A 24,076-nucleotide genomic window follows, 5' to 3' on the forward strand; every position below is an offset into this window, starting at 1 on the left:
ATCGAAAAGCGGGGCCGGGCGGGCGCGATCGGGGCCGCCCGGCCCTGTGGGTCACCGGGCCGGGCCTGCGGGTCACCGGTGCGGTGGCGTTGCCGCCAGGGGCAGCAGGATTTCGTCGATCAGGCGGATCAACACGGCCGCGTCGACCGGGTGTTCGGCGAAGACGGTCTGATAGAAGGCCATCGACGGCAGGACCAGGGCGAGCAGGTCCGGATCCCGGTCCGGATGCACCTCGCCGCGCTCGCGTCCGCGCGCCAGCAGCGGTTGCAGGATGACCTGCCACTGGGTGACGAAGCGTTCGCGCACGACGCGGGCCAGTTCGGGATTGCCGGGCAGGATCGGCAGCAGCGCGACCACGGCGCGCGCGTGCGCCTCGTCGATGTGGTCGGCGGTGTCGGCCAGCATCGCGATCAGGTCGCCGCGCAGCGTTCCGGTGTCCGGGACCGGCTCCTCGGCGTCCGCGCCGGCGCACAGCGCGGCCTCGGCGATCAACGCCTCCTTGGACGGCCAGCGCCGGTACAGCGTCGCCTTGCCGGCCCGAGCGCGGGTGGCCACGGCGTCCATCGTGAGCCGGTCGTAGCCCTGCTCGATCAGCACGTCCAGCGCGGCACGCATGATCTCGGCGTCGCGGTACGCGTCGCGCGGTCGCCCACCGCGCCCGGCCGGAGTGACGGCGGGTCGCCGCAGCGCACCGTTGTCGAGCGGCGCGGCGGGGCCTGCGGGCCCGTCGACCTCGGTGTCGGGCATGGCCGCCTCCTCGTGCTGCTCGGGGTGCTCGTGGTTTTCGTCCCGCCGTCGCGAGTCGTCGCGGCGGTTCTCCCAGAATCCCACCTTCGGGTCGCGATCCGGCGGGCTGCCCGGCATGATCGATATCGGAACTCTTGAGTTCCGGAACTCATTCGTTCTACGCTGGAAGTGGATCGACGCGTCGAGCGATCCCGGGACCGCCCCATGCGCTTCCGTCACTGCCCGTGAAAGGCCGTCGCCATGACCGCGCCCACCTCCGCGACCCCGACCATCCGACCGGGTTTGTGGACCGTCGATCCGCAGCGCAGCCGAGCCGGCTTCGCGGTCAAGAACTTCCTGGTTCTTTCGGTGCGCGGGGCGTTCCCGATCCATGAGGCGACGGTGTCGGTGAGCCCCGACGGCGAGCCGACCGAGGTGCGCGCCCGGATGGACGCGGCCGGGTTCACCACCGGCAATCGCAAGCGGGACGCGCACGTCCGCAACCCCGACTTCCTGGACACCGAGAGCCACCCCGACGTGCTGTTCGCGAGCACCGAGGTGGCGCGGCCGGGCGCGGACGGCCCGTGGGTGATCCGGGGGCTGCTCACGATTCGGGGCCGGGCCACGCCGATCACGCTGACCACGTACACGGTGCAGACGTCCGGCACGGCCGCCACGGTCCGGGCGACCGGGACGGTGGACCGCTTCGAGGCGGGCCTGACGTACGGCAACAGCTTCGGCGTGAGCCGCCTGGCCACCCTCGACCTGCACGCCGAACTCGTGCACGCGGGTTGACCGTTAGGGCCGGGCGTTCAGCGGGACGCGGGCGTACAGCGCGGCCGGGTGCGGGCGGCGTACGACCGGGCGGCCACCGCGAGCGCGAAGCCCAGGCCGCCGAACGCGGCCCCGCCGAAGGCGATCAGCCACAGGGTGCCGGAGCGGGTGCCGCCGATGAGAGGGTCCGGATCGGGGGTGGGGAGTACGTCGAGCGCGGCGAGGGGGGCGTACACCGACAGCAGCACGCCGTACAGGGCGAGCCCGAACGCGGTGAGCGCCGCCGGCACCAGCGGCAGGAGTCGGGGCACGTGACGGCCGCCCACCCACGGCAGTGGACGAGGGAGGCGCTGCCCCCATGGGTACAGCAGCCCGGCGATCAGGAAGAGGGCCACGCAGGCGGCCAGTACGGTCGCGTCGATGCCCACGTCGGCGAGCGCGCGCACCGGCCGGGAGTCGTCGGCGTGTGAGGCCTTCCAGCGTTCGGCGGTGATGCCGAGGGCGTCCCCGCCCAGCGTCCAGACGGTTTTCACGGCCATCCACGGCAGGAGGCCGGTGGTCAGGAGGAACGCGGTGCGCCGGGTTCGCCGGGACGCGATCGACGGTGCGGGCCGCTGTAGCGGTGTATCGGCGCGGGCGGCGACATGGGCTTGGCCGCAGTCGGGGCAGGTGCCGGTGGATCGCCGGTGGTGGGCGAGGGCGAGCGTGGTGGTGAGGATCGTGCTGAGCAGGACGTGCGCCAGGCCGGTCGCGCTTTCCACGCCCGCGCCGGCGGTGATCGTGACCAGGTAGGCGGGCAACGGCGCCATGCCGAAGCCCAGGACGGGGATGGCGCCGAGCAGGACGCCGGCGACGCCGCGGGACGCTCGCCGCGTGCGCGGTGCGAGGCAGGCCGCGGTGCCGGCGAGCAGGGCCACCAGCGCGAGGGTGTACTGGACCACCGCCGGGTGCGCGGAGTGGGCCTTCCACGGCACGGCCGTCCCGGTCGCGGCCCACGTCACCTGGACGACGGCGTACACCGCCGCCGCCACGATCGCCGCGCCCGGTGCCCACACGGGCCGGCGGCGCAACACCCGCGCGGGGATGGCCGATTCGGCGACGGGCGTGGGAAGAGAAGGAGCCACGACGACCTCCGGACTCGGATTCGGGCAGGGCCTCCACCCTCGCCGCACAGCCGCACGGCGTCGTCGCCCGACGGACCGCCGCCGCGTCCCCCAGGCGGGGGACGCCCGGCTCCCCCAAAGGTCGCCGCGCCCGGCCGCCGCCCCGATCCGCCCCGGCCTACACCCAAGCGTCCTCAAACGCCGGACGGGCTGGATTTCGCGGACCGGGTGCTTTCGGCCCGGTCCGGCGCGGCTGGGCCTGGTCCGCGGTTGCGATTGTGCGTGAGGCCAGCTGTGTCGAGACCAAACCACAGCGAGGAACGTTCGTGCCGGCACGCGACAAAGACGCCGAAGGCTAAGGTCGGTCAGCCCCAACCCGTGTTTTCGGGCGGGGGCTGACACGGTGCTATGCGCCGGACGCCGGTCCGATCTCCACTCGGCCGTTCGGCCCGTCGAGCCACGTCGACTGACCGTCACGGGTCACGGTGATCCCGTGCTGTTCTCGCGGGGGTTCGCCTTGATCGCGCCACGCTTCGTACGCGGCTTCGATTTCCGCCCACAGATCACGTGGTCCGTGCTCGTTCACTTCGAATGAGTCCGCACCCGGCTTGTAGTCGATGGATGCCCAGGACTCCCCATCGGCGTACCAGGTCGCGAACCTGTCGCCCTGCCCGAAGTACGTGCGGTGCTCGACATCGGGTAGACGCAGACCGATTGCAAAATCGGCGTGTTCTTCCCTGATGGGTCGCGGGTCCGTCGTGGTGTGTCGAACCCGGCGCGTCTTCGGGTCCGGGATGACGTCACCCACGAACCGTCGACCGTCGAATGCCGAACGCTGCGATCGGGCCCACATGAAGTTCACGTTCCCCACGAACGGACCCGATGCCGTGCCGTCGCCGTCGACGACCAGACGCAGCAGTCCACTGACGTTGTACGCGTTGCCCCAGGGCGTGACGATTACCCCGCCGGGCGTGGTCTGCTCTACCCACGCGTAAGGCACGCGTCGTACCGCCATGGTCGCGATGAGGCGGTCGTACGGCGCGTCTTCCTTGTACCCCTGCAACCCGTCGCCGACAATCAGCGTCGGCTCGAAGTCGCCGGCAAACAGCGACTCTTGTGCCTGCGCGGCCACGTGCGGATCCACCTCGATCGATGTCACCCGGCCACGTGTGAGCGCGGTAGACAACAGCGCAGTCGACCACCCCGTCCCCGTGCCGAGTTCGAGCACGTTGTGATCCGTGCGCGGGTCGAGCTGTTCGAGCATGAGCCGAACGAGGGATGGCATGGACGCAGACGAAGTGGGGATCATGTGTCCGGCGTCCGTCCCGTCATCCACTTGGGTGACCAGCGGGATATCCGCCGCTACCGCGTTTGCCCACGCGTCCGGGTCCGTTCTGCGGTCGATCCGTGCGTCGTCGTCGCCCGCCCACACCACGTCGGGGATGTACGGAAGACGCGGTGTGTCCGCGAACACACGTGCCCATACGGGTCGGGCGTTCACTTGTCCTTGTCCGGCTTCGTGGGGTCGTTCGTCGGGATCGGCTTGTCCTTCGGCCACTGCCCGTCCTTCTGCCGTTGCGGGGTCTTGCCGTCCCCGTCTTCGCCCGGCTTTTCGTGGTCGGCCATCGTCGTACCTCCCGAGTTGTCGAGTCGGTATCCATGTTGTGCCTGCCAGCCGGTCGCGGGATGCCGAATACCCATACGGGTTAGAGCTGTTCCGCTTCCGCCGGCGGGTGGTCCAAGTCCCCGTTGGGGTGGTCCGGCCGATGATCGGCACGCCGGACGCTTGCGGGTACGAGCGGTTGCGCGTGGACCGGTCCGCCGGAATCCGCGGTCGTGTCCGCGGTCAGCCTGGACAGCGGTGCCGTCCAATTGGATCGGTGTATCACGTGGGGGCGCACGATGCCCCAGAGCACCCCCGTATGCGTGTTCGGTCGCGTATCCATGAGCACCCCGGACGGATACGGCGGGTCCTGATCGGGCCGGACGGCGAAATCCATATGCCGCACGCCGGCACCGATGGACGGAGCCCGACGCCCCGCCGGCGAGAACTCCCGCCACTCCGACACGTGCCCTCTCCTTTCCGGTTGGGTGGGGCAGGGGTCCGACCAACGGTGGACGGAGGTTGCCGGTTCACCCTGCCCCCTTCCGCGCACGGATCGGCCGTACGCGGGTCAGGTGTCGTCCCGCCGGACGGACACCCGTTCAGTGGGCCCGGACTGGGTCAGTCGAGCCGGTTGCAGGTGGCCGGGCAGTTCTTGCACTTCATCGGTGTGATGCCCAAGTGCGTTTTGCCAAGCGGCTGAAAGTCGTGAACGCCGTCCGCGGCACCGGGACATTTATCGCTCATGGCGCACTTTCTTGAGTAGGTGAATAGGGGGCAGACGCCGCCGGTTCGGGGCGTCGATCCGTTGGTCAGCCCGGCGGATCGACCTTGTGGGCCTCGGACTCCCGGACCGTGCACGGCACGCTGCTACCGCCCGGGAAGACCATCAACACGCGGTCGTCGACGAGCCCGACGCACGTCACCACTTGGTCGACGCGAGCGGCGGGGAAGTTGTGGTTCTGACCCGGTAGCGAACCGACCCAATCGCCGACCTTGATTGGCTCGCGTACGCGGCGGGGTTCCTCGCGGGGCGCCGAGGGTGCGCGGCACGATGACGGGGATGACCACACCATCCGTGGTCACGGCGTAATCGGTCGCGCGCCGTGCGGACTGCTTTGGCATTTGCTCCTTCCTTCGCGGGGGTTGGTGCCCGCCGCGCCGGACAGTGGGAGCCATACCAGCTCGGCGCGGCGGGATCGGGTGCCCGGACGTCCAGGTGCGGGCCCAGACGTCAGGGCAGCCAAGTAACCGCTCGCGGTGGCTTGTTGGGGTCCGGGTAGCGGCAGTTCGGTGAGCACGCACACGACGAGTCATGTCCGGCGCCGTCGTTGAATCTGGAACGACGCGCTGAACTTGCGCAGCTCGGACAACCTTCGTGCGGGGTATGACTGCGTCCCCCGACCGCACCTGGTTGCGATTCCGTCGCCGATTCAGCTTCATACGCAGATGTTCGCGGCGCATGCCAGATCTGCGCAGCGACACACAAGACGGCATTCCGGCGTCATTCAGGGCGGCATATCGGTGTCGGAAGCGTGTGCGCACGTCTACCGTGATCTGCATGACGGAGCCGAACAGCACACTTCGCGCAGTCCGCATGGGGCTGCTTCTGAGTCAGGACGACATGGCCCGAGCCGTTCGCAACGCCGGGGAACGATCGGGGGAACCCAACGGGTGCAGCAAACGACACGTTCAACGGTGGGAAGCGGGTGAAGTGGCAGCGCCACGGCCGGTATATGCCCGTGCGCTCGAGTCGGTCACCGGCCTGCCGATCAGTGCGCTCGGCTTCTCGCTCTCCGTACCCCCGGAACGGGTCTCCGACGACGGAGCCGGCGGGCATGATCTGAAACCTTCCACCGCCGGCGTGGCGCCGGCACGCAACACCCCCCTCCCCGAGGGTCGAGGGGCCGTCGAAGGCAGCTACGGCGGGATCTGGCTCAGCCGATACGAGTACTACTCCAGCGGTCGGTCCGGTACTTACGTGGGACAGCACTACGTCGTCCTGCTGCAACACGGCAACCGACTTTCGGCACGCAGCCTGCCCGGCTCCTCGGATTCCCCGCTGACCCTCGATCTGGCCATCGACCGGAACGTTGTCACGGGCACGTGGACGGAGCAGACCGCAAGCGACGGCTACTACCAAGGTGCGCGCTACCACGGGGCAATCCAACTGCTGGTGGAGCCGACCAGTCGCCGCATGTCCGGGAAGTGGGTCGGGTTCGGCAAGGAGTTCGACGTCAACACCGGGCCGTGGGAACTGGTCTTCAAGGACGCGTCCACATCGAAGACAGCCTTGGAGCGATACAACCGACGCCCCGAATGAAACAGCGCGAATACAAGCGCAACACCGTGCATCGACGCAACGATGGGGTTCAGCCTTTTCCGGCATCCGGAATTACACCCAAGAACGCAGCAATGCCCCGACCCGCCGGCAGGTGGCCAATCGGCGACGACCGCCGGGGCCGCGCACAGCACGCACCACGGGTTCGCGTACAGGTAGGCGCGGCGGGTCCGCTGCCAACGGACGTCGCACGCCTTGCCGTTGCTCACACGCGCCTTGTTCGCCTCACGCTCATGCTTGGCACACCGGCCGCCCTAGGTCAGCTCGGGGCAACCAGGGATCGGGCAAGGGGGGGGCGGGGTCGTCTGGGCAGGGGGGTCACCTCTTGATGGGTGGGTGTCTGAGCGAGACAGGAGGGGTCGAACCTCCGCTTCCGCCGTGTTCCGACACCGGCGACCGGCCGGGCGTACTGGGGCAGGGCGCACACCACACACCGTGTCTCTCACGCCACGGTCGCGAGCGGGTCAGGCTCGCCCGGGGCGGTCTACCTTCGTCGTGCCTTCACGGCGGCCGAGCAGCACGGCACACAGAACGACCGCCGGTAGCCGGGCATGTCCGGGCGGGACACGCCACGCGAGATCAACTCGCGCCGGGTCAACGGCCAGTGGGCCGAGACGTCCGGGCCCTGCCCACAGACCGAACAGAACGGGCTGACATGTCTACTCGGGTCCTGAAGCATCCACCCCCATCGGAGGAATGACCGGCGGGATCGATCGGCAACCCGTCCGCCCCGGTCGGTGTCATGTCGATCAAGGCCGGGCCGTCATCGACCGAACGCCGTCGACGGGCGCCCTGCGGCATCGGTGCCCCGCCGTTCGCCAACGGCAAGGGGTCGGGAGTGTCGCTCCACACGGGGCGACCAAGCGCGTCCCGGGGGAGGTACGGATAGTCCCCGTTCGGGCCGGGGTCCAGCGCGTCGACTGCCATCCCTACTCCGTGGCCTTCACGTTGCGTCGCGCTCGGCGCCGAGTTCCTTTTCGTATTCGCCACCGATCTCCGTCGCCTTCTCGTCCGCCATGGTGACGATCTCCTGGAGTAGGGACGACTCGTACCAGCGCTGTTCCGGAACGGTGATCTCCTCGCCCAGTACATTCCGGGCAGCCTGCGCGGCATCCAGAACGTGCCTGCGCTTCCCGCGTCCCCGAGCGTCGGCAACCTTGCAGTCGGCGCATCCGTATGGGTGGCTCTGACGGCTTCGCTGCGCGCCTGACGACACCTGGCATGGGTGATGGGGCGCTTTGTTGCCCGGAGAACGCGGAAGTGTCAATGGCGAATGGGCCAGGGTCCATGCGTTCTCAGGTAGTGAGATGACCGGCCGGCGCTCAGTGGCTGGTGGAACTTCACACCGGCACCGGACCACGCGCCATGGCCACGATGTGGATCCTGGCTATCGGCTTTGTACGCCAAGTCGGCTGGATCGACACTGCCGCAGCAGTCGATCACCACCGAGGGGCCGGGTTCCGGGTGTGCGTGAAAGTACGTATTTCGGTGCTCTTGACTGGAGTTGGTATGGGGTGAGTGGGTGGGAGCGGGTACCGTCCTGGTCATGTCCGGTGATCTCCAAGGCGGTGGCCCGTGCCGTGAAGGTACGGCGGTGGGTGGGCGATCGGCCGATTCGGGATGGCTGTTGAATACCGACCCGGGACGGATCGTGGCGGTGCCGGATGTTTGAGAACTTCGAGATCTCTTTCATGGACAGCCTGTCTTGGGATGAACTGCGCACAGCGCTGTCGAAGCACTTGCGGACGCCGATCGAAAACGTGGTCATGCTTGGCGATTGGCTGGATCTACCGCCGAAGAGGCAGGTCGAATCGACAAGCCTGGACATCTTCCGGCAGGAAGGCGGGTACCGGACGCTCGTCGACGGTACTTCCCCGCTGATTGTTCATGGCGAGAAGCTCGGTTTCCTCGCAGCAGCGCTGGCCGTGGAGTTCTCGACGAGCGTTGCGGTCGGCGACTACACGCATGACTGCGGGTACTCGTGTGGGCGATTCATCGTCTATCAGCCCGATGGGAGAACGTTCTCTGCAGTAGAAAAACCTGACTGCGAATTCTGGGGTCTTGAGTAGCCAACGAGCCGGGGCATAGTTGCGAGGGTTGACGGTACCGCCGGAAGTGCCCGCCCCGCCGAGTCGGCCGGACACGTGCTCCGAGCGATGCTCGGGCGCTCCTCCGGCCGGCTTTCGAGCTGCCGTCTCGCCGTTGTGGCAGCGCACGTACAAGCGACGCGGAGGCTCGGGTGTCTCTGGGTCGGTCACGCCCTGGTCGATGAGTTGCCGCCGGCTGAGCGGGATGTGGTCGGCAACGATGGCGGGTTGGGCACAGAGCACACACCACGCGTTCGCGTACAGGTAGGCACAGGCGCGACGGCTTCCACTTGGTCGACGCGTAGCGATCCTCCGAAGTCGGAGCGCGCATGCGCTCGGGCTGTCTGCGTGCGTTGGGCACCGCCCGCCCGAGGTCGGCTCGCGACACCCGGGGCCGGGCCCGGCCCGGCGCCCGGCTGGGCTTCGTTTGGTTCGGCCTTCGACCGGGTCCTCAAGCGCCGGACGGGCTGGGTTTGTGGACCGTGTGCATTCGGCCCGGCCCGCTCCAGCTCAGCTCAGCCCGCCCGGCCGCTCCAGCCCGGCCCGCCCCTGCCCGGCCCGCCCCTGCCCGGCCCGGCTCGTCCGCTCCGGCCGGGCCTGGTCGGCCGGGTCGGCTGGGGTGCTTGAGCGTTGGGTGGGCTGGGGGCGGGCTTGGGTGGGTTTGGTTCGGGGGCGGTTCAGGCTGGGTTGGGGGAGGGGATTGTCAGGGTTGTGGTGAGGGGGAGGGTGGTGCTGGAGCTGCCTATGTGCAGGGTGTATGTGCCTGGTTCGGTTTGGGGGCCTTTGCCCGCCGCCCAGTGTTGGAAGGCTCGGGCGGGGATGTGTAGGTCGACTGTGGTTTCTGTGTTGGGGTCTGCTTCGGCGTGGGTGTAGGACGCCAGCCAGGACACCGGGCGTTCGACTGTGCTGTCGGGGCGGCTCAGGTAGGCCTGGATGAGGTGGCGGCCGGGGCGGGTGCCGGTGTTGCGGACTGTTACCCGGGCCACGAAGTCCGGGCCTGATGAGGCTGTTTCGACTGCTACGTGGGTCCAGGTGGTCCAGCCGAGGCCGTGTCCGAACGGGTAGGCCGGGGTTGCACCTGCCCTGGCCCAGCCGCGGTGGCCGATGTGGATGCCCTCGGTGTAGTCGAGGCGGCCCGCGATCGGCGTGGTGGTCAAGACCGCCGGGTCGTCCTCGTACGCGGGCCAGGTCACCGGGAGTCGGCCGCCCGGCTCGACCCGCCCGAGCAGGACGTCGGCCAGTGCCGCGCCGAACTCCTGCCCGGGGAACCAGCCGACCAGGATCGCCGCGACCTCCGACCGCCACGGCAGCAGTACGGGCGAGCCGCTGTTGAGCACCACGACCGTGTTCGGGTTGACCTCGGCCACCCGGCGGATCAATTCGTCCTGGCGGCCCGGCAGGGACAGGTGGATGCGGTCGCGGCCCTCGCTGTCGCTCTCCTCGGTGCTGCCCACCACCACGATCGCCACCTCGGCGTCGGCCGCGATCGCGACCGCGTGCGCCAAGTCCTCGTTCTCGTGCGCCGCCGGCGGGTCCACGCCCAGGACGAACCCGGTGCCCGGGCGTTCCAACGCGAACTCGTGGCGCAATCGCAGTTCGACCTCCTGGCCGGCCTTCAGGTCCAGTTCGGCCCACCGCTCGGGCGGGGTCAGGATGCCGCCGAGCGGATCGTCGGTGACCAGGTCCTCGTCCACCACCACGACGTTGTCCGCGGCCAGCCGGAAGCGGCCCACGCCGGCCACCCCGATGCGGTGCGGCCCGTCCTCGCCGACCTCCAGGACGCCGACCGCCTCGATCGCCACGGCCCGCGCCACGATCGGATCGTCCAGCCACAACAGCCGTCCACCGCCGCGCAGTTCCTCGTGCAGCACGTCGCCGTCCGGGCCGAAAAAGCGCACCCGCAGTCCACGGGCGCCCGACCCCGGGTCGCGCACCTCGGCCTCGGTGACCGCCGGCAGGCGATGCCGGATCCGCGCGCCGACGGCGTGCTCCACCCGTACCTCGGGCCCGAGCGCCGCCCGCAAGCCCGCGAGCGGGCCGATCGTGTACGGCGGGATCACCGTCGCGCTGCCGCCGCCCTGGATCCGCGGCGTGTCCGCGTTGGGCCCGAGCACCGCCACCCGGCGCAGCCGGCCCGGATCCAGCGGCAGCGCCGTACCGGTGTCGCGCAGCAGTACGATGCCGGCCGCGGCGGCCTCGCGCAGCAGTGCGGCCGGCTCCGGCGCGGGGGCGGGCGCGGGCGCGGGCGGGCGTACGCCGTCGAGCGCGCCGACCCGGGAGGCGAGGAGCAGCAGGTGCCGCACCTTGTCGTCCACCGCCCGCTCCGGCACCCGTCCGTCCCGGACCGCCGCCACCAGGGCGGCGCCCCAGGGCTGGTCCGGACCCGGGCCCGGCATCGCCAGGTCCAGGCCCGCCCGCCCGGCGCCCTCGGTCGAGCGGGTCGCGAACCAGTCCGAGACGACCAGCCCGTCGAAGCCCCACTCGGTGCGCAACGGCGTTTCCAGCAGCGGGCTTTCCGTCATCGTCACGCCGTCGACGGAGTTGTACGCGGCCATCAGCGCCCAGACGCCGCCCGCGCGCACGATCTCCTCGAACGCGGCCAGGTGCACCTCGTGCAGCGCCCGCTCGGACATCCGCACGTCGACCGAGTAGCGCTCGGTCTCCGAGTCGTTGGCGGTGTAGTGCTTGACCGTGGCCGCCACGCCGCGCGACTGCACGCCGCGCACCAGTGCCGCGCCGATCCGTCCGGACAGCAGCGGGTCCTCCGAATAGCACTCGAAGTGCCGCCCGGCGTACGGGCTGCGCTGGAGGTTGACGGTCGGGCCGAGCACGACGTCCACCCCCTTGCGACGCGCCTCGCCGGCGAGCAGCACGCCGACCCGCTCGACCAGGTCCTCGTCCCAGGAGGCGGCGAGCGCGGTCGGGCAGGGCAGCGAGGCGGACGGCTCACGCTCGTCGAAACGTTCGCCGCGCACGCCCGCCGGACCGTCGCACAGCACCATCTCGCGCAGTCCGATCGCCGGTTCGGCGGCGGTGCGCCAGAATCCCGAACCGGTGAGCAGTCGGACCTTGCGTTCCAGATCCAGTTCCGCGAGCGCAGCCTCGATCCGCGCGTGCGGGTCGACGACCGGCGCGTGCGGATCGGAGACCGACGCATCCGGCTCCGAGACCGGCGCGTGCGGGTCCGACTCCCGGGCCCGGGCTTCCGGAGCGCGGGGATCCGGTCCACGCTGATCCGGCACGCGCGGCGGGGCCGGTGAGTCGATTTCGGGTGACGCGGCGGCGCCGTACGCCGTCGCGACCGGGGGCAAGGGGTGGGTGCGGTCATCATGACCGTTGGCCTGCGACACGAGGGGCACACTACATTCAATACATTCCAGCTGGAATGCTTTCACGAGGGGAGCCGGACGGATGTCGGATCGCACGGGGGCGCGGGGCCCGTACGCGCGAGGAGTCGCACGACGGCAGGAGATCGTGCACGCGGCCCTGGAGGTCTTCGCCACGCGCGGGTACGACGCGGTGTCGCTGCGCGAGATCGCGGCCCAGGTGGGCCTGTCCCATACCGGGCTGCGCCACCACTTCGCGTCCAAGGAGGACCTGCTCACGGCGGTGCTGCGGTACAAGGACGAGTTGACGCTCACCCCGGACGAGCCGGTCGACGTCTCCGGGATCGCCTGGGTGCGGGCGAGCCGGGACGTGGTCGCGCTCAACGCCCGGCAACCGCTGCTGATCCGGCTGTTCGCCACGTTGTCGGTGCAGGCCACCGATCCCGCGCATCCGGCGCACACGTACTTCGTCGAGCGCTACCGGATCGCGCGGGAGATCGCCACGCGGCACCTGGCCCAGGCCCGGGACGACGGCGACATCGCCGCCGACGTGGACGCCGAGCACTGCGCCGAGTTGATGCTGGCCGCGATGGACGGCCTCCAGGTGCAGTGGCTGCTCGAACCCGATCGGGTGGACATGGTCGCCGCGTACGGGCAGTTCCTGGACCGTTTCCTGGCCGTGCTGGCCGTTCCGCGGCCCGAGGACGGCGGAACGGCGCAGCGGTAGCCGGGCGGTCAGCCGGCCGAACGCGCGATCGTGTGCCGGCCCGCCGGGTAGGGCCGGCCCGCGTGCACGAACGGCAGCGGGCTGTCCACGGTCAGCTCCGTCGGCGTCACGACCACGCCGATCGGGCCGGCCGGGCTCGGCACCGCGCCCTCGGCCCGGGTCAGCCGCCCGAGCGCGGGTTCGATCCGGGCCACCGCGAACCCGGGCTCGGCCGGCTCGACGCCCAGCACCCGGGTCATCAGGTCGCGGGTCGGCGTCGAGGACCAGCCGTGGCTGACCGTGCCGCCGTACCAGGTCTCGCTCCACGAGGTGTCGCTGCGGTCGAGCAGGACGAGCCAGTCCAGGCACAGGTCCGCGATCAGGTCGGCCCGTCCGGCCAGGGCCAGTGCATCGTGTACGACGTAGCGGAAGAACGGCTGGGCCCGGACCACCTGCCGGCCGGTGTCCCACCACGGCTCGGGCGGCCCGGCCCGCAGGTGCGCACCGCCCACCTCGGTGTCCGAACCGGGCTCGGCGGGACCCTTCGCGGCACTGAACGCGGCGTGTACGAGGGCACTTTCGTCGGTGAGCACATGCACCAGACGATCGATTCGCGCCGCCGGGACCAGGCCGCCGACCAGTGCCGCGGCCTGCCCGTGCTGGGACGCCATCGGGCGCCGCTCGCCATCGGCGATCGAGTCGGCGTAGCGCTCGCGTTCGGGATCCCACAACCGTTCGAACCCGGCTGCCAACCGGGCGTGCGCGGCGCGCGCCCACTCGGCTCGGGAGCGATCGCCGAGCCAGGACGCCAGTTCGGCGAATTCGAGCAGCGCCCGACCCCACAACCCGCACAGCGCGGCCGAGACACCCTCGGTGTGCACGGCCGACCAGTCGATGATCACCCAGCCGAACACGTCGGTGGGCAGCCCGGATTCGTCCAGGAACGGGACGAACCAGCGCAGCACCCGCTCGACCACGGGCAGCAGTTCGGCGATCTCCTCGCGGTCGCCGACATAGCGGTACAGGTTCCACACCGAATGCACCCAGTGCAGCGCCCAGTCCGGGATGACGGTGAAGTCGGCCCACTCGGCGTCGCCCGCCACCGCCATCGGCAACATGCCGTCCGGGCGCGGCGACGCGGCCAGCCGGGGATGCCAACGAGCCAGCCGCCAGTCGGCGTTCGTGGTCAAGTCAACCATCTGGTGCACCACCGCGTCGCCGGTCCAGGCGCGCTGTTCGCGGGTGGGGCAGTCGAGGTAGGCGTCGGCCGAGCACAGCGTCACCGTGCGCCGGCCGATCCGCCAGATCTGCTCCAGGCGCGGGTCCGAGCAGGCGAACCACGCGTCGCCGGTGACCGGATAGGTGCGTTCGCGCACCGCCACGCCGTGTACGACGACGCCCTCGGCGGCCTCGACGAGCGCGCCGCGCAGCCCGTAGGAGTCGACGGATTCGAGGGCGCGGCGGGTGCCGTCGGTGGTCGTGGCCAGGCTCGCGTCGTGTTCGCCGGGGGTGGGCCGCCCGGTCGGGTCGGCGAACTCGGCGGTGTGGACCAGCACGTCGGCGCCCGCCGGGCCGCTCGCGTCGACCACGAGCGTGCCGGAGAGCACCCGGTCGGCGGTGTACGCGCCGTCCTCGCCCGGGGTCAGCGCGATCAGGCGCGGTCGCGGCCAGGCGATCGGCCGGCCGCCGAACGGGCCGCCGGGGTAGCTGGGCGGCTCGGGGCGGCCGGGCTCGCCGGTGGTCATCGCCCGCCGCACCACCGCGGCGGGCCAGCCGGGGTCGCGGTCGGGACGCTGCCAGTCGGCGGGCAGCGCGCGGGCGTCGAGCAGTTCGCGCCCGCGCCCGGAGACGCTGCCGCCGCCGGGGGTGGCGGTCCAGCCGGACAGGACCCGGCCCTGCCAGCGCTCGTCGGTGTGGAACCAGGTGTCCGGGCCGAGGCGGGCCTCCAGGACGAAGGCGCCGTGCACGAGATCGTTGGCGAACGGCGACGGCGGCAACCACCACGCCGTGGGGCCGTCGTGTACCCAGGCGAGCGCCGTGACGACGTTGGTGCCCGGGCGCAGCGCCGGGGCCAGGTCGAGGTCGTCGTACGGCCGCATGCGCGGATTCGCGCGCACCGGCCCGCGGGCCACCTCGACCCCGTTGACGGCCAGCGCGTAGCCGGACAGGGCGACCAGGCGCGTGGGCACCCGCTCGGGGACCCGGTCCAGCTCCAGGACGGCCCGTAGCGCGACGGTGTGCCGCCCGGTGGGCGGGCCGTCCGGCGACGCGGCCCAGATCCAGCGGGCCCGCCAGCGTCCGGGCGGAAAGTCGTTATCGGCGATCACGCGATCGTTCCTTCGTGTCGGGGAGGTGGGTGCGGCCGGGTCGGGGAGGCGAGCAAGGCGCACCCGTACGCCCTGGGCACTCGTACGCCCGGGGCGGGCACCGGGGGCCGGTCCGGCGGCGCGAAGCCGCCTGGGGCCGCCGGAGGGGCCCTAACGGGCCAGATGCTCGCGGACCGCGGCCAGCCACTCCTGTGGCTGTTCGGTCTGCGGGCTGTGTTTGGCGCCGGCGATCACCCGCAGCCGCGCGCCCGGGATGCCTGCCGCGAACTGTTCCGCCGCGCCGCGCAGGCGCCGGTCGTGTTCGCCGACCACGACGGTGACCGGGCAGGAGACCTCGGCCAACCGGCCGACCAGCGACGGGTACGTGCCGAGCGCCTGCGCGCAGCCGACGAATGCGGCGCGGTCCATCCCGGCCAGTGCCCGGGACTGCCGCTCGCGGCGGGCCAGGTCCTCGGGCGAGGCGTCGGCGGGTGCGCGGGTGAACGGTTTGAGCAGGGTGAGCAGCGGTCCGAGGCCCCACCGGCCGACCACCGCGTTCAGGCCCCGGCTCAGCACCCGCTGGACCCCGGTCGATGTGGGTTCGGCGGCGGTGTCCATCAGCACCAGCGAGCGCACCCGGTCCGGGTGGGCCAGCGTGTAGCGCAGCGCCAGCACACCGCCCATCGAGTGGCCGAGCAGGTCGAACGGCTCGGGCAACATGCGCTCGGTGAACGACTCCAGGTCGGCCGCGAGGTGGTCGAAGGTGTAGGCCGACCGCTCGCCGAATTTGGCGCTGTCGCCGTGCCCGCGGTGGTCGTACGCGAGCACCCGACGATCATGGGCGAGCAGCGGCGCCACGCCGTCCCAGTCGGCGGCGCTGCCCGCGAATCCGTGCAGCAACAGCAGCGGTGCCGCACCCGATCCGGGGTCGGCCGAGGGCAGGTCGCGGTACCGCAGATCCGCCGCCGACCAGGGCGAACGGGGTGGGTCGGGGTGATGCGCTCGGGCCTCGCCGCGGGTACCGCCGGCGAGGAGTCGGGATGATGCCGTCCACGAAAGCCTTCCATCTGGCATGTATTCGATGTTAGCGTCCCGCCGTCGTGATGTGACACACAAATCCCCCGGATTCCCGACGGCCCGGACCTCGCGCCCACCGTCTCGACTCCCGATCCGCCGTCGCACGTCGGTGCTCCCCGGCATCGCCCCCACCTCCGCCCGCACCACCCGAACCCGCGATCCGAAACCCGCGACCCAACCCGCGATCCGGACCCGCGATCGAACCACCGTTGATCCATTGCTTCCTTTGAAGGACAGGTGAGCCGTTGTGTTGCTCCGAGGAGACGGACCCGCTCCCGCGCGACGTATCGCTGTAGGCGTCCTGCTCGCCGCCTTCGGCCTGACCGCCGCGGCCGGCTGCTCGGTCGAGAAGACGTCGGACGCCAAGAAGCCCTCGGGCCCGGCCGCCGCCCCGAGCGGTCCGGCCCGAGGCGTCACCGACACCACCGTCAAGCTCGGCGTCGCCGCCACCGACCCCGCCCAGCTCAAGGCCTTCGGCGTGCCCACCGAGGGCCCGGCGAGCAAGGACCTGTACGCCGCCTGGGTCGCCGCGCAGAACAAGCGCGGCGGCATCCAGGGCCGCACCATCGAACTCGCCTTCCGCCCGTTCCTGCCCACCGGCCCCGCCGAGGCGCAGGCCGCGTGCGTGGAACTGAGCGAGGACAAGAAGGTGTTCCTGGCCATCGGCATCCTCACCGGGGACACCCCGCTGTGCTTCACCGAGACGCACGGCACCCCCTACCTGGGCCAGTGGGGCCAGTCCGCCGAGCGCGACCGCCGCTCGAAGGCGCCGTTCGTCGCCCTGGAGATGGCCGACGACCGGCAACGCGCCGCCGCCGTCAAGGCGTTGCTCGACCAGAAGTCGTTGCAGGGCAAGAAGGTCGCGCTCTACTGGGAGGCCCAGGACGCGGCCGTCACCAAGAACACCGTGAAGCCGCTGCTGGACGCGGCCGGCGTCGACGTGGTCGTGCAGACCCCGCTCGACGACTACGGCAAGGACCAGGCCGCCGGCGACCAGGCGTTGGACACGCTGGTGCAGAAGATGCGTTCGGCGGGCGCGGACACCATCCTCAACACGTCCAACTTCTCCAACCTGATGATCGCGCTGCAACGCGCGAACTGGCTGCCGGAGCAGGTGTACGCGACCTCGGCCCAGGCGCTGAGCCCGGCCGTGGTCAAGACCACCGGGATCAAGCCCGCCACGATGGAGCGGGTGACGGTGGCTGCGCCGTACATCCCGACCAAGGCCGAACTGCTGGCCGATCCCGGGCTGACCGCGTGTGTCGAGGAGTACAACGCGGGCGGCGCGGGCGAGAAGTTCGACGCGGGCGCGGCGAGCCGCGAGGCGCTGAGCGCGGTGGCCAACTCGTGCGCCGCGTTCCGGCTGTTCGTCCAGGCATCCGACGCCGCCGGCCGCGACCTGAACGCCGCGTCCTGGCAGCGCGGCGCGGAATCCCTGACCAGGCTCACCCTGCCGGGCATGCCGCTCGCCTCGCTCGGCGCCGGCAAGCACAGCGCGGGCGACGCGGTCGGCGTATTCCGCTGGGACGCGGCGCAGAGCCAGATGCTCCCGGCCGGACCGCCGATCTCCGCCGTCAAGTGAGCCCGTGACGGCACGCGAAATCCCGAGAAAGGCCCAGCACATGGACGGCGGCACCGCCGCACCCCAGCGGGACGGCACCGGAGGCGAGCGCGGCGATCTGGCCGACCTCGCCGGTGCGGTCCTGGACGAATCACCCCCGACGGCCGCGCCGCGGCCGTCGGGCCGGACCCGGCGGTCCGCCGGCGGCGCCGACACCACCGTCCCCGGTGTCGACCCGGCCGGCAAACCCCCCGCCGAGAGCCCGACCCTGCGGCAGGGGCTGCGTCGCGGCGGCACCTCGGTGTTCACCGTGCTGCTGATCCTGACCGCGCTCGACGAACTCGAAGGCGCTGCACTGGCGGTGCTCGCCCCCGACATCCGGGACAGCCTGGGCGTCGGCAACGGCACGATCGTCTTCCTCGGCGTCGCGGCGGGCGCGTTCACCGTGCTCGGCGCGGTGCCGATGGGCTGGATCGCGGACCGCTTCCGGCGCGGCCCGGTGATCGGCGCGTCGACCGCGTTCTTCGCGATGATGGTGTTCCTGTCGGGCTTCGCGATGAACGCGTTCATGTTCTTTTGGACCCGCTTCGGCGCGGGGGTGGCCAAGTCCAACAGCGGTCCCGTGCAGGGGTCGTTGCTCGCGGACACCTACCCGATCGGGATCCGCGGCCGGCTCGGCGCCTCGATCGGGGTGAGCGGCCGGCTGTGTGCGGTGCTCAGCCCGCTGGTGGTCGGCGGGATCGCGGCGGCCGTCGGCGGGCCCGACGGCTGGCGGTGGGCCTACTACCTGCTCGGCCTGCCGGTGGTGATCTTCGCCGCGTTCGCCTTCTTCCTGCCCGAGCCCCCGCGCGGGCAGTGGGAGAAGACCGACGTGCTCGGCGAGGTGATCGAGGACGAGAACCCGCCGCCGATCTCGATCGAGGCGGCGTTCGCCCGCCTCGGCCGAATCCGCACCCTCAAGACGGTCATCCTCGCCTTCGCCGCCATGGGCTTCGGCCTGTTCACCACGCCCGTGCTCGGCAACCTGTTCCTGGAACAGGAGTACGGCCTGGGCGCGTTCGAGCGCGGCATGGTCGGCACCGCGGGCGGGGTCGCCGGGTTGCTCGTGCTGCCGTTCGTCGGCCGCTACTACGACCGGCGGTTCCAGGAGGACCCGGCCCGCGCGCTGCGGTTGATCGGGTTGCTGATCGTGCCCTCGGCGCTGTTCGCGCCGCTCCAGTTCTTCGCCCCGAACCCGGTGTTGTTCGCCGTCTTCGGGGTGCCGCAAGTGGTGCTGCTGTCCTGCGCGTTCGCGCTGATGGGCCCGCTGATGCAGACGATCGTGCCGTACCGGCTGCGCGGTCTGGGTACCGCGATGGCGTCGATCTACGTGTTCTTCATCGGCGCCACCGGCGGCGGCCTGGTCTCCGCGCCGCTGATCGACGGCTTCGGTCCGCGTACCGCGGTACTGATCACCCTGGTCCCGGCCACGATCATCGGCGGCCTGCTGATCATGCGCGGCGCCGAGCACGTGCACGGCGACCTCGCGCTGATCGTCGCCGAACTGCACGAGGAGCAGGCCGAACACGAGCGCCGGCAGGCCGAACCGGACCGGCTGCCGGTGCTCCAGGTCAACCACGTGGACTTCTCCTACGGCCAGGTGCAGGTCCTGTACGACGTCGGCTTCGAGGTGCGCCGCGGCGAGGTGCTGGCCCTGCTCGGCACCAACGGCGCGGGCAAGTCGACCATCCTGCGGCTGATCGCGGGCCTGGCCACGCCCGAACGCGGGGTGATCCGGCTGAACGGACGCACCGTCACCTTCGTCGCCCCCGAACAGCGGGTGCGGATGGGCATCGTGTCGCTGGCGGGCGGGGCGGGGGTGTTCCCGGGGATGAGCGTGCGGGAGAACCTGGAGATGGGCGCGTACATCCACCGCGCCGACCCCGACCTGGTGCGAGAGCGCATCGAGCGCTCGCTCGCGCTGTTCCCGCGCCTGGTGGAGCGGGCCGACGAGCCCGCCTCGGCGCTGTCGGGCGGCCAACAGCAGATGCTCGCGTTGGCGATGGCGCTGCTGCACGACCCCGAGGTGTTGCTGATCGACGAACTCTCGCTCGGGCTTGCCCCGGCGATGGTCGGCGAACTCCTCGAGGTGATCGAACGGCTCCGGGCGGAGGGGCTGGCGATGATCGTGGTCGAGCAGTCCCTGAACGTGGCGATGTCGATCGCCGACCGGGCGCTGTTCCTGGAGAAGGGCCGCATCCGGTTCGAGGGCGCGGCGGCCGACCTGGCCGAACGCGACTTCGTGCGGGCAGTGTTCCTGGGCGGCGACGCGGCGGCGGACACCTCGCACGAGCGCAGCGCATCCGGAAAGAGCGTCGACCATGGCTGACCTGATGACCCGCCAGATCGCCTTCGACGGTCTGGTCAACGGCCTGGCGATCGGCTTGATCGCGCTCGGCGTGGTGCTGGTGTACCGATCGAGCCGGGTGATCAACTTCGCGGTCGGCAACCTCGGCGTGATCGGCGCCGCACTGCTGCCGCTGGCCGTGATCAACTACGGCGTGCCGTTCTGGGCCGCGCTGCTCGGCGCGCTCCTGGTCGGCACGCTCGCCGGCACCATCGTCGAACTCGCGGTCATCCGCCGCCTGTTCCACTCCGCCCGGGTCACCGTGCTGATCGCCACCATCGGGGTGGCCCAGGCGTGCGTGGCCGCGGTGCGCTCGTTGCCCGACGTGGACGGCGCGGTCCGGGCGAGCTACCCGGTGGCCATCGACGCCCAGTGGCAGATCGCGGGCGTGCGGGTCACCGGCGCCCAGGTGTGCGTCCTGGTCGTGGTACCCGTCGTGGCCGGCGCGCTGACCTGGTTCCTCGGCCGCACCACCCGGGGGCGGGCGGTCACCGCCTGCGCGGAGAACCCGGATCTGGCCCGCACCGTCGGGATCAGCCCCAAGATCGTGTCCACCGTGGTGTGGACCATCGCCGGCCTGCTGTCCACGCTCGCGATGATCCTGATCGCCGGCCAGTCGGGCCGGGTCTCGGCCACCGCCGATCTGGGCCCCAACACCATGGTGCGGGCGATGGCCGCCGCGGTGATCGCCGGACTCACCTCGTTCCGCTGGTCGATGCTCGCGGGCGTGCTGATCGGCGTGCTCCAGGCGGCTGTTCGGTTCAATTTCGTCGAACAGACCGGCCTGGTCGACTTCCTGCTGCTGTGCGCCGTGGTCACCGCGGTGTGGGTGCGCGCTCGGCGCGACGCGCGCACCGACCAGCGGGCCGGGACCCGGGCGTTCGCCACCGGACCACGACCGGCCCCGATCCCGGAACGGCTGCGCGGGGTGTGGTGGATCCGGCACATGAACAAGCTCGCACTGATCGTGCCGCTGCTGATCGCCGTACTGCTGCCGCTGGTGGTCACCCAGGCCTCCCGGCACCTGCTCTACGGCACGATCCTCGCGTTCGCGATCTGCGCCTGCTCGCTCACCGTGCTCACCGGCTGGGCCGGACAACTCTCCCTCGGCCAGATGGCGTTCGCCGGACTGGGCGCGCTCACCGCCGCCGCGCTCACGCGCGGTGTGTCGATCGACATCGGCGGCGACCGCACCATCGCCTTCCAGGCCCTGCCGTTCGCGCCCTCCGTGCTGCTGGCCGCGCTCGTCACCGCCGCGCTGGCCGCGATCGTCGGCGTCGGGGCGCTGCGAGTGGACGGCATGCTGCTCGCGGTCAGCACCTTCGCGCTCGGCGTCGCCGCGGCGGCCTACCTGTACCGCCGGCCGTTCCTGACCGACGGCAACGCCTCCTCCGTGCCGATGCCCAGGGGCGACCTGCTCGGTCTGGACCTGTCCGACGAACGCACCTACTACTACGTGCTGTTGGTCGTACTGATCGTGGTCCTGGCACTGCTCGCCCGACTGCGCGCCCACGGCATCGGGCGGCGCACCATCGCGGTACGGGACAACCCGGAGGCCGCCGCGGCCTGCACCGTACCGCCGCTGCGCACCAAGGTCACCGCGTTCGCCCTGTCCGGCGCGATCGCCGGTCTCGGCGGGGCGTTGCTCGCGGGCAGCGTGCAGAGCGTGCCGCTGACCGAACGGTTCTTCCAGGTGTCGGACTCGTTGACCCTGGTGGCGATCGTGGTGATCGGCGGGCTCGGCTCCACGATCGGTCCGGTGATCGGCTCCGTGTGGGTGGTCGGCCTGCCGGCCTTCTTCCCCGGCAATGCGCTGGTGCCGCTGTTCGCCTCCAGCATCGGACTGCTCGTGCTGCTCCTGTACTTCCCCGGCGGGCTCGCCCAGATCGGCAACGCGGCCCGCGCCGCGCTCCTCGACTGGGCGGAGCGGCGGCTCCCCGAGCCGAACGGGGCGTCGGCGTCGGCGTCGACGCGTGCGCCGAAACCGGAACGCCCCATGCGGGTTCGAGAGCGGGCCGCCGCCGAGGCGTCCGCCGCGGTCGATGGAGCAACCGCGGTCGACGGAGCAGCCGCGGTCGACGGGGCCGACGCGCCCGTGCTGGTCACCCGCGACGTGTCCGTGCGCTACGGCGGCAACACCGCCGTCGACAAGGTGTCCATCGAGCTGCGCCCCGGCGAGATCCTGGGCCTGATCGGCACCAACGGCGCGGGCAAGTCCACGCTGCTCAACGCGATCGGCGGCTTCGCTCCGGCCACCGGCTCGGTCGAACTGCTCGGCCGCGACGTCTCGCGCCTGGCCCCGGCCCGGCGGGCCGCGCTCGGCCTGGGCCGCACCTTCCAGGCGGCCCGGCTCTTCCCCGAACTCACCGTGCGGGAGACGGTGTTGGTCGCACTGGAGGCGCGTGGTCGATCCGGGCTCGCGGGTACCGCGCTGTTCCTGCCCGCCGCCACGCGCGCCGAACGCCGGCGGCGGGCCGAGGCCGCCGACCTGATCGACCTGGTCGGCCTGGGCCGCTACGCCGACACCCCGGTGGCCCGACTGTCCACCGGAACCCGGCGCATCGTCGAGTTGGCCAACCTGATCGCGCTCGACGCGAAGGTGTTGTGCCTGGACGAGCCGACCGCCGGCGTCGCCCAGCGCGAGACCGAGGCACTGGGTCCCCTGCTGCTGCGGCTGCGCCGGGAGTTGCACGCCGCGATGATCGTGATCGAGCACGACATGCCCTTCATGATGTCGATCAGCGACCGGCTGTACTGCCTGGGCGCGGGCCGGGTGATCAGCGAGGGCACGCCGGAGGAGGTGCGCTCCGACCCGGCGGTGATCGCCGGCTACCTCGGCACCGACACCCGCGCCATCGACCGCTCCGGAGCACTCGGCGCCGGCGCCCCCGTCGCGCCGCGACCCGTTTCCGTTTCCGCCGCTCCCGTTCCCGCCCCCGCTCCTGTTTCCGTTCCCGCCCCGCCGCACTCCGCGGCCGATCCCGCGCCGGAGAGCTGACCCATGCCCCTGGACCCACCGATCCAACGCATCATCGACCTGCTCGCCGACCACCGTTCCGCCGACCCGCCGCCGGGCACGTTGGCCGAGCGGCGCGAACTCGCCAACGCCACGATGCGGCTCGCCTTCACCGGTCGCCCCGACGACGTCACCGCGACCGACCACCGGATACCGGTTGCGGGCGGCGAGATCACCGTGCGCATCCTGCGTCCGGCCGGACTGCCTGCCGTCGCACCGGCGTTCTACTTCATCCACGGCGGCGGCTGGTTCCAGGGCGACCTGGACACCGCCGAGGTGGAACTGGGACCGATCACCGCGCAGGTGGCCTGCGCGGTGGCGCTGGTCGACTACCGGCTCGCGCCCGAACACCCCTACCCGACACCGCTGGAGGACTGCGTCGCGGGCTATGCGTGGCTGCACGCCCATCACGCCGAACTGGGCCTGGACCCGAACCGGATCGCGGTCGGTGGCTGCAGCGCGGGCGGCAACCTCGCCGCGCTGCTGTGCCTGGTCGCCCGCGACCGGCAACTGCCCATGCCGGTCGCGCAGTTGCTGGACGTACCCGGCGTGGACCTGACCCGGATGGAACCCTCCGCCGGCCCGGAGGCGACCGCGGACCTCGGCGGGCTGACCCCCGAGGCGTGCAACGAGTTCTTCGACCTGTACCTGCCCGAAGGTGTCGACCCGCGCGACCCGCGCGTGTCCCCGCTGTTCGAGCCGGACCTGAGCGGCCTGCCCCCGGCGGTGATCACCATCGCCGAGCACGACCCGCTCCGCGACCAGGGCGAGCGCTACCTGACCCGGCTGCACGAGGCGGGTGTACCCGCCGCCGCCTTCCGCGTCCTGGCCCACCTGCACGGCGGCTGGGTCATCCCCGGCACCGTCACCCACGCCCTCGTGGGCGACCTGCGCGCGGCGTCGGTGCGCCGCGCCCTCCGCGGCACGCTCGCCCCCTGACCCCGGGGCGGGGGGGGGGGGGGGGCGGCGGCGTGGGCCCCCCCCCCCCCCCGTGCGGCGCCCCCCCCACACCCACGGGCAGCGGCCGCCCAGCCACCGCCCCCCCCCCCCCCCCCCACCCCACC

The 24,076-nt window shown here is 71.6% G+C and carries 16 protein-coding genes; 8 read left to right on the forward strand and 8 right to left on the reverse strand.

The window, feature by feature from the left end:
• Window positions 1-72: 72 nt before the first annotated feature.
• On the reverse strand, window positions 73-864 hold the full coding sequence (locus ACFXKZ_RS26800) for a TetR/AcrR family transcriptional regulator (protein WP_380003548.1): 792 nt from the start codon (window positions 862-864) through the stop codon (window positions 73-75).
• Window positions 865-987: 123 nt separating this feature from the next.
• Between ACFXKZ_RS26800 and ACFXKZ_RS26805 the strand changes: the two genes are divergently transcribed.
• Window positions 988-1,521 carry a YceI family protein gene (locus tag ACFXKZ_RS26805; RefSeq protein WP_380003549.1) on the forward strand — a complete coding sequence of 178 codons (534 nt, stop codon included), beginning with the start codon at window positions 988-990 and terminating at the stop codon, window positions 1,519-1,521.
• Between the two features lie 17 nt (window positions 1,522-1,538).
• On the opposite strand, the gene ACFXKZ_RS26810 is transcribed toward ACFXKZ_RS26805, so the two are convergent.
• From ACFXKZ_RS26810 to ACFXKZ_RS26820, 3 genes are all read right to left on the reverse strand, one after another.
• Entirely contained in the window at window positions 1,539-2,624 is a 1,086-nt protein-coding gene (locus ACFXKZ_RS26810; protein WP_380003550.1) for a hypothetical protein, read from the reverse strand.
• Between the two features lie 385 nt (window positions 2,625-3,009).
• Complete coding sequence (locus ACFXKZ_RS26815; RefSeq protein ID WP_380003551.1) at window positions 3,010-4,077, reverse strand: methyltransferase domain-containing protein; 1,068 nt, start codon at window positions 4,075-4,077, stop codon at window positions 3,010-3,012.
• A gap of 23 nt (window positions 4,078-4,100) precedes the next feature.
• Window positions 4,101-4,229 carry a hypothetical protein gene (locus tag ACFXKZ_RS26820; protein ID WP_380003552.1) on the reverse strand — a complete coding sequence of 43 codons (129 nt, stop codon included), beginning with the start codon at window positions 4,227-4,229 and terminating at the stop codon, window positions 4,101-4,103.
• A gap of 1,538 nt (window positions 4,230-5,767) precedes the next feature.
• Between ACFXKZ_RS26820 and ACFXKZ_RS26825 the strand changes: the two genes are divergently transcribed.
• Entirely contained in the window at window positions 5,768-6,529 is a 762-nt protein-coding gene (locus ACFXKZ_RS26825) for an XRE family transcriptional regulator (protein WP_380003553.1), read from the forward strand.
• A gap of 961 nt (window positions 6,530-7,490) precedes the next feature.
• Here the strand turns inward: ACFXKZ_RS26825 and ACFXKZ_RS26830 are convergent.
• Window positions 7,491-7,763 (reverse strand): hypothetical protein, encoded by a 273-nt coding sequence (locus ACFXKZ_RS26830; protein WP_380003554.1) that lies wholly within the window; start codon window positions 7,761-7,763, stop codon window positions 7,491-7,493.
• A 448-nt stretch (window positions 7,764-8,211) separates the two neighbouring features.
• Between ACFXKZ_RS26830 and ACFXKZ_RS26835 the strand changes: the two genes are divergently transcribed.
• Window positions 8,212-8,616 carry a hypothetical protein gene (locus ACFXKZ_RS26835; protein WP_380003555.1) on the forward strand — a complete coding sequence of 135 codons (405 nt, stop codon included), beginning with the start codon at window positions 8,212-8,214 and terminating at the stop codon, window positions 8,614-8,616.
• Between the two features lie 695 nt (window positions 8,617-9,311).
• Here ACFXKZ_RS26835 and ACFXKZ_RS26840 read toward each other — a convergent pair.
• Entirely contained in the window at window positions 9,312-11,984 is a 2,673-nt protein-coding gene (locus tag ACFXKZ_RS26840; RefSeq protein ID WP_380003556.1) for a beta-glucosidase, read from the reverse strand.
• 61 nt (window positions 11,985-12,045) lie between these two features.
• On the opposite strand from ACFXKZ_RS26840, the gene ACFXKZ_RS26845 reads away from it, so the two are divergent.
• Window positions 12,046-12,687 (forward strand): TetR family transcriptional regulator, encoded by a 642-nt coding sequence (locus ACFXKZ_RS26845; protein WP_380003557.1) that lies wholly within the window; start codon window positions 12,046-12,048, stop codon window positions 12,685-12,687.
• Window positions 12,688-12,695: 8 nt separating this feature from the next.
• On the opposite strand, the gene ACFXKZ_RS26850 is transcribed toward ACFXKZ_RS26845, so the two are convergent.
• Together ACFXKZ_RS26850 and ACFXKZ_RS26855 are read right to left on the reverse strand one after the other, a co-directional pair.
• Complete coding sequence (locus ACFXKZ_RS26850; RefSeq protein WP_380003558.1) at window positions 12,696-14,993, reverse strand: hypothetical protein; 2,298 nt, start codon at window positions 14,991-14,993, stop codon at window positions 12,696-12,698.
• Between the two features lie 150 nt (window positions 14,994-15,143).
• The gene (locus ACFXKZ_RS26855) at window positions 15,144-16,046 is read right to left on the reverse strand and encodes an alpha/beta fold hydrolase (protein WP_380003559.1); all 903 of its coding nucleotides are present in this window, start codon (window positions 16,044-16,046) and stop codon (window positions 15,144-15,146) included.
• 250 nt (window positions 16,047-16,296) lie between these two features.
• Here ACFXKZ_RS26855 and ACFXKZ_RS26860 point away from each other — a divergent pair, with 250 nt between their 5' ends.
• Genes ACFXKZ_RS26860 through ACFXKZ_RS26875 form a run of 4 tightly spaced genes read left to right on the forward strand, consistent with a single transcriptional unit; the run spans window position 16,297 to window position 23,951 of the window.
• Window positions 16,297-17,631, forward strand: coding sequence for a hypothetical protein (locus ACFXKZ_RS26860; RefSeq protein WP_380003560.1), 1,335 nt, complete (start codon window positions 16,297-16,299; stop codon window positions 17,629-17,631).
• A 4-nt stretch (window positions 17,632-17,635) separates the two neighbouring features.
• Window positions 17,636-19,978: an ATP-binding protein gene (locus tag ACFXKZ_RS26865; protein ID WP_380003561.1), complete on the forward strand. Its 2,343-nt coding sequence runs from the start codon at window positions 17,636-17,638 to the stop codon at window positions 19,976-19,978.
• On the forward strand, window positions 19,971-22,994 hold the full coding sequence (locus tag ACFXKZ_RS26870) for an ATP-binding cassette domain-containing protein (RefSeq protein ID WP_380003563.1): 3,024 nt from the start codon (window positions 19,971-19,973) through the stop codon (window positions 22,992-22,994). Before ACFXKZ_RS26865 ends, ACFXKZ_RS26870 begins: the two co-directional genes overlap by 8 nt.
• Window positions 22,995-22,997: 3 nt before the next feature.
• On the forward strand, window positions 22,998-23,951 hold the full coding sequence (locus ACFXKZ_RS26875; protein ID WP_380003564.1) for an alpha/beta hydrolase: 954 nt from the start codon (window positions 22,998-23,000) through the stop codon (window positions 23,949-23,951).
• Window positions 23,952-24,076 lie beyond the last annotated feature (125 nt).

This window comes from Embleya sp. NPDC059237 (assembly GCF_042754105.1).
In the GTDB taxonomy this organism is placed as follows: domain Bacteria; phylum Actinomycetota; class Actinomycetes; order Streptomycetales; family Streptomycetaceae; genus Embleya.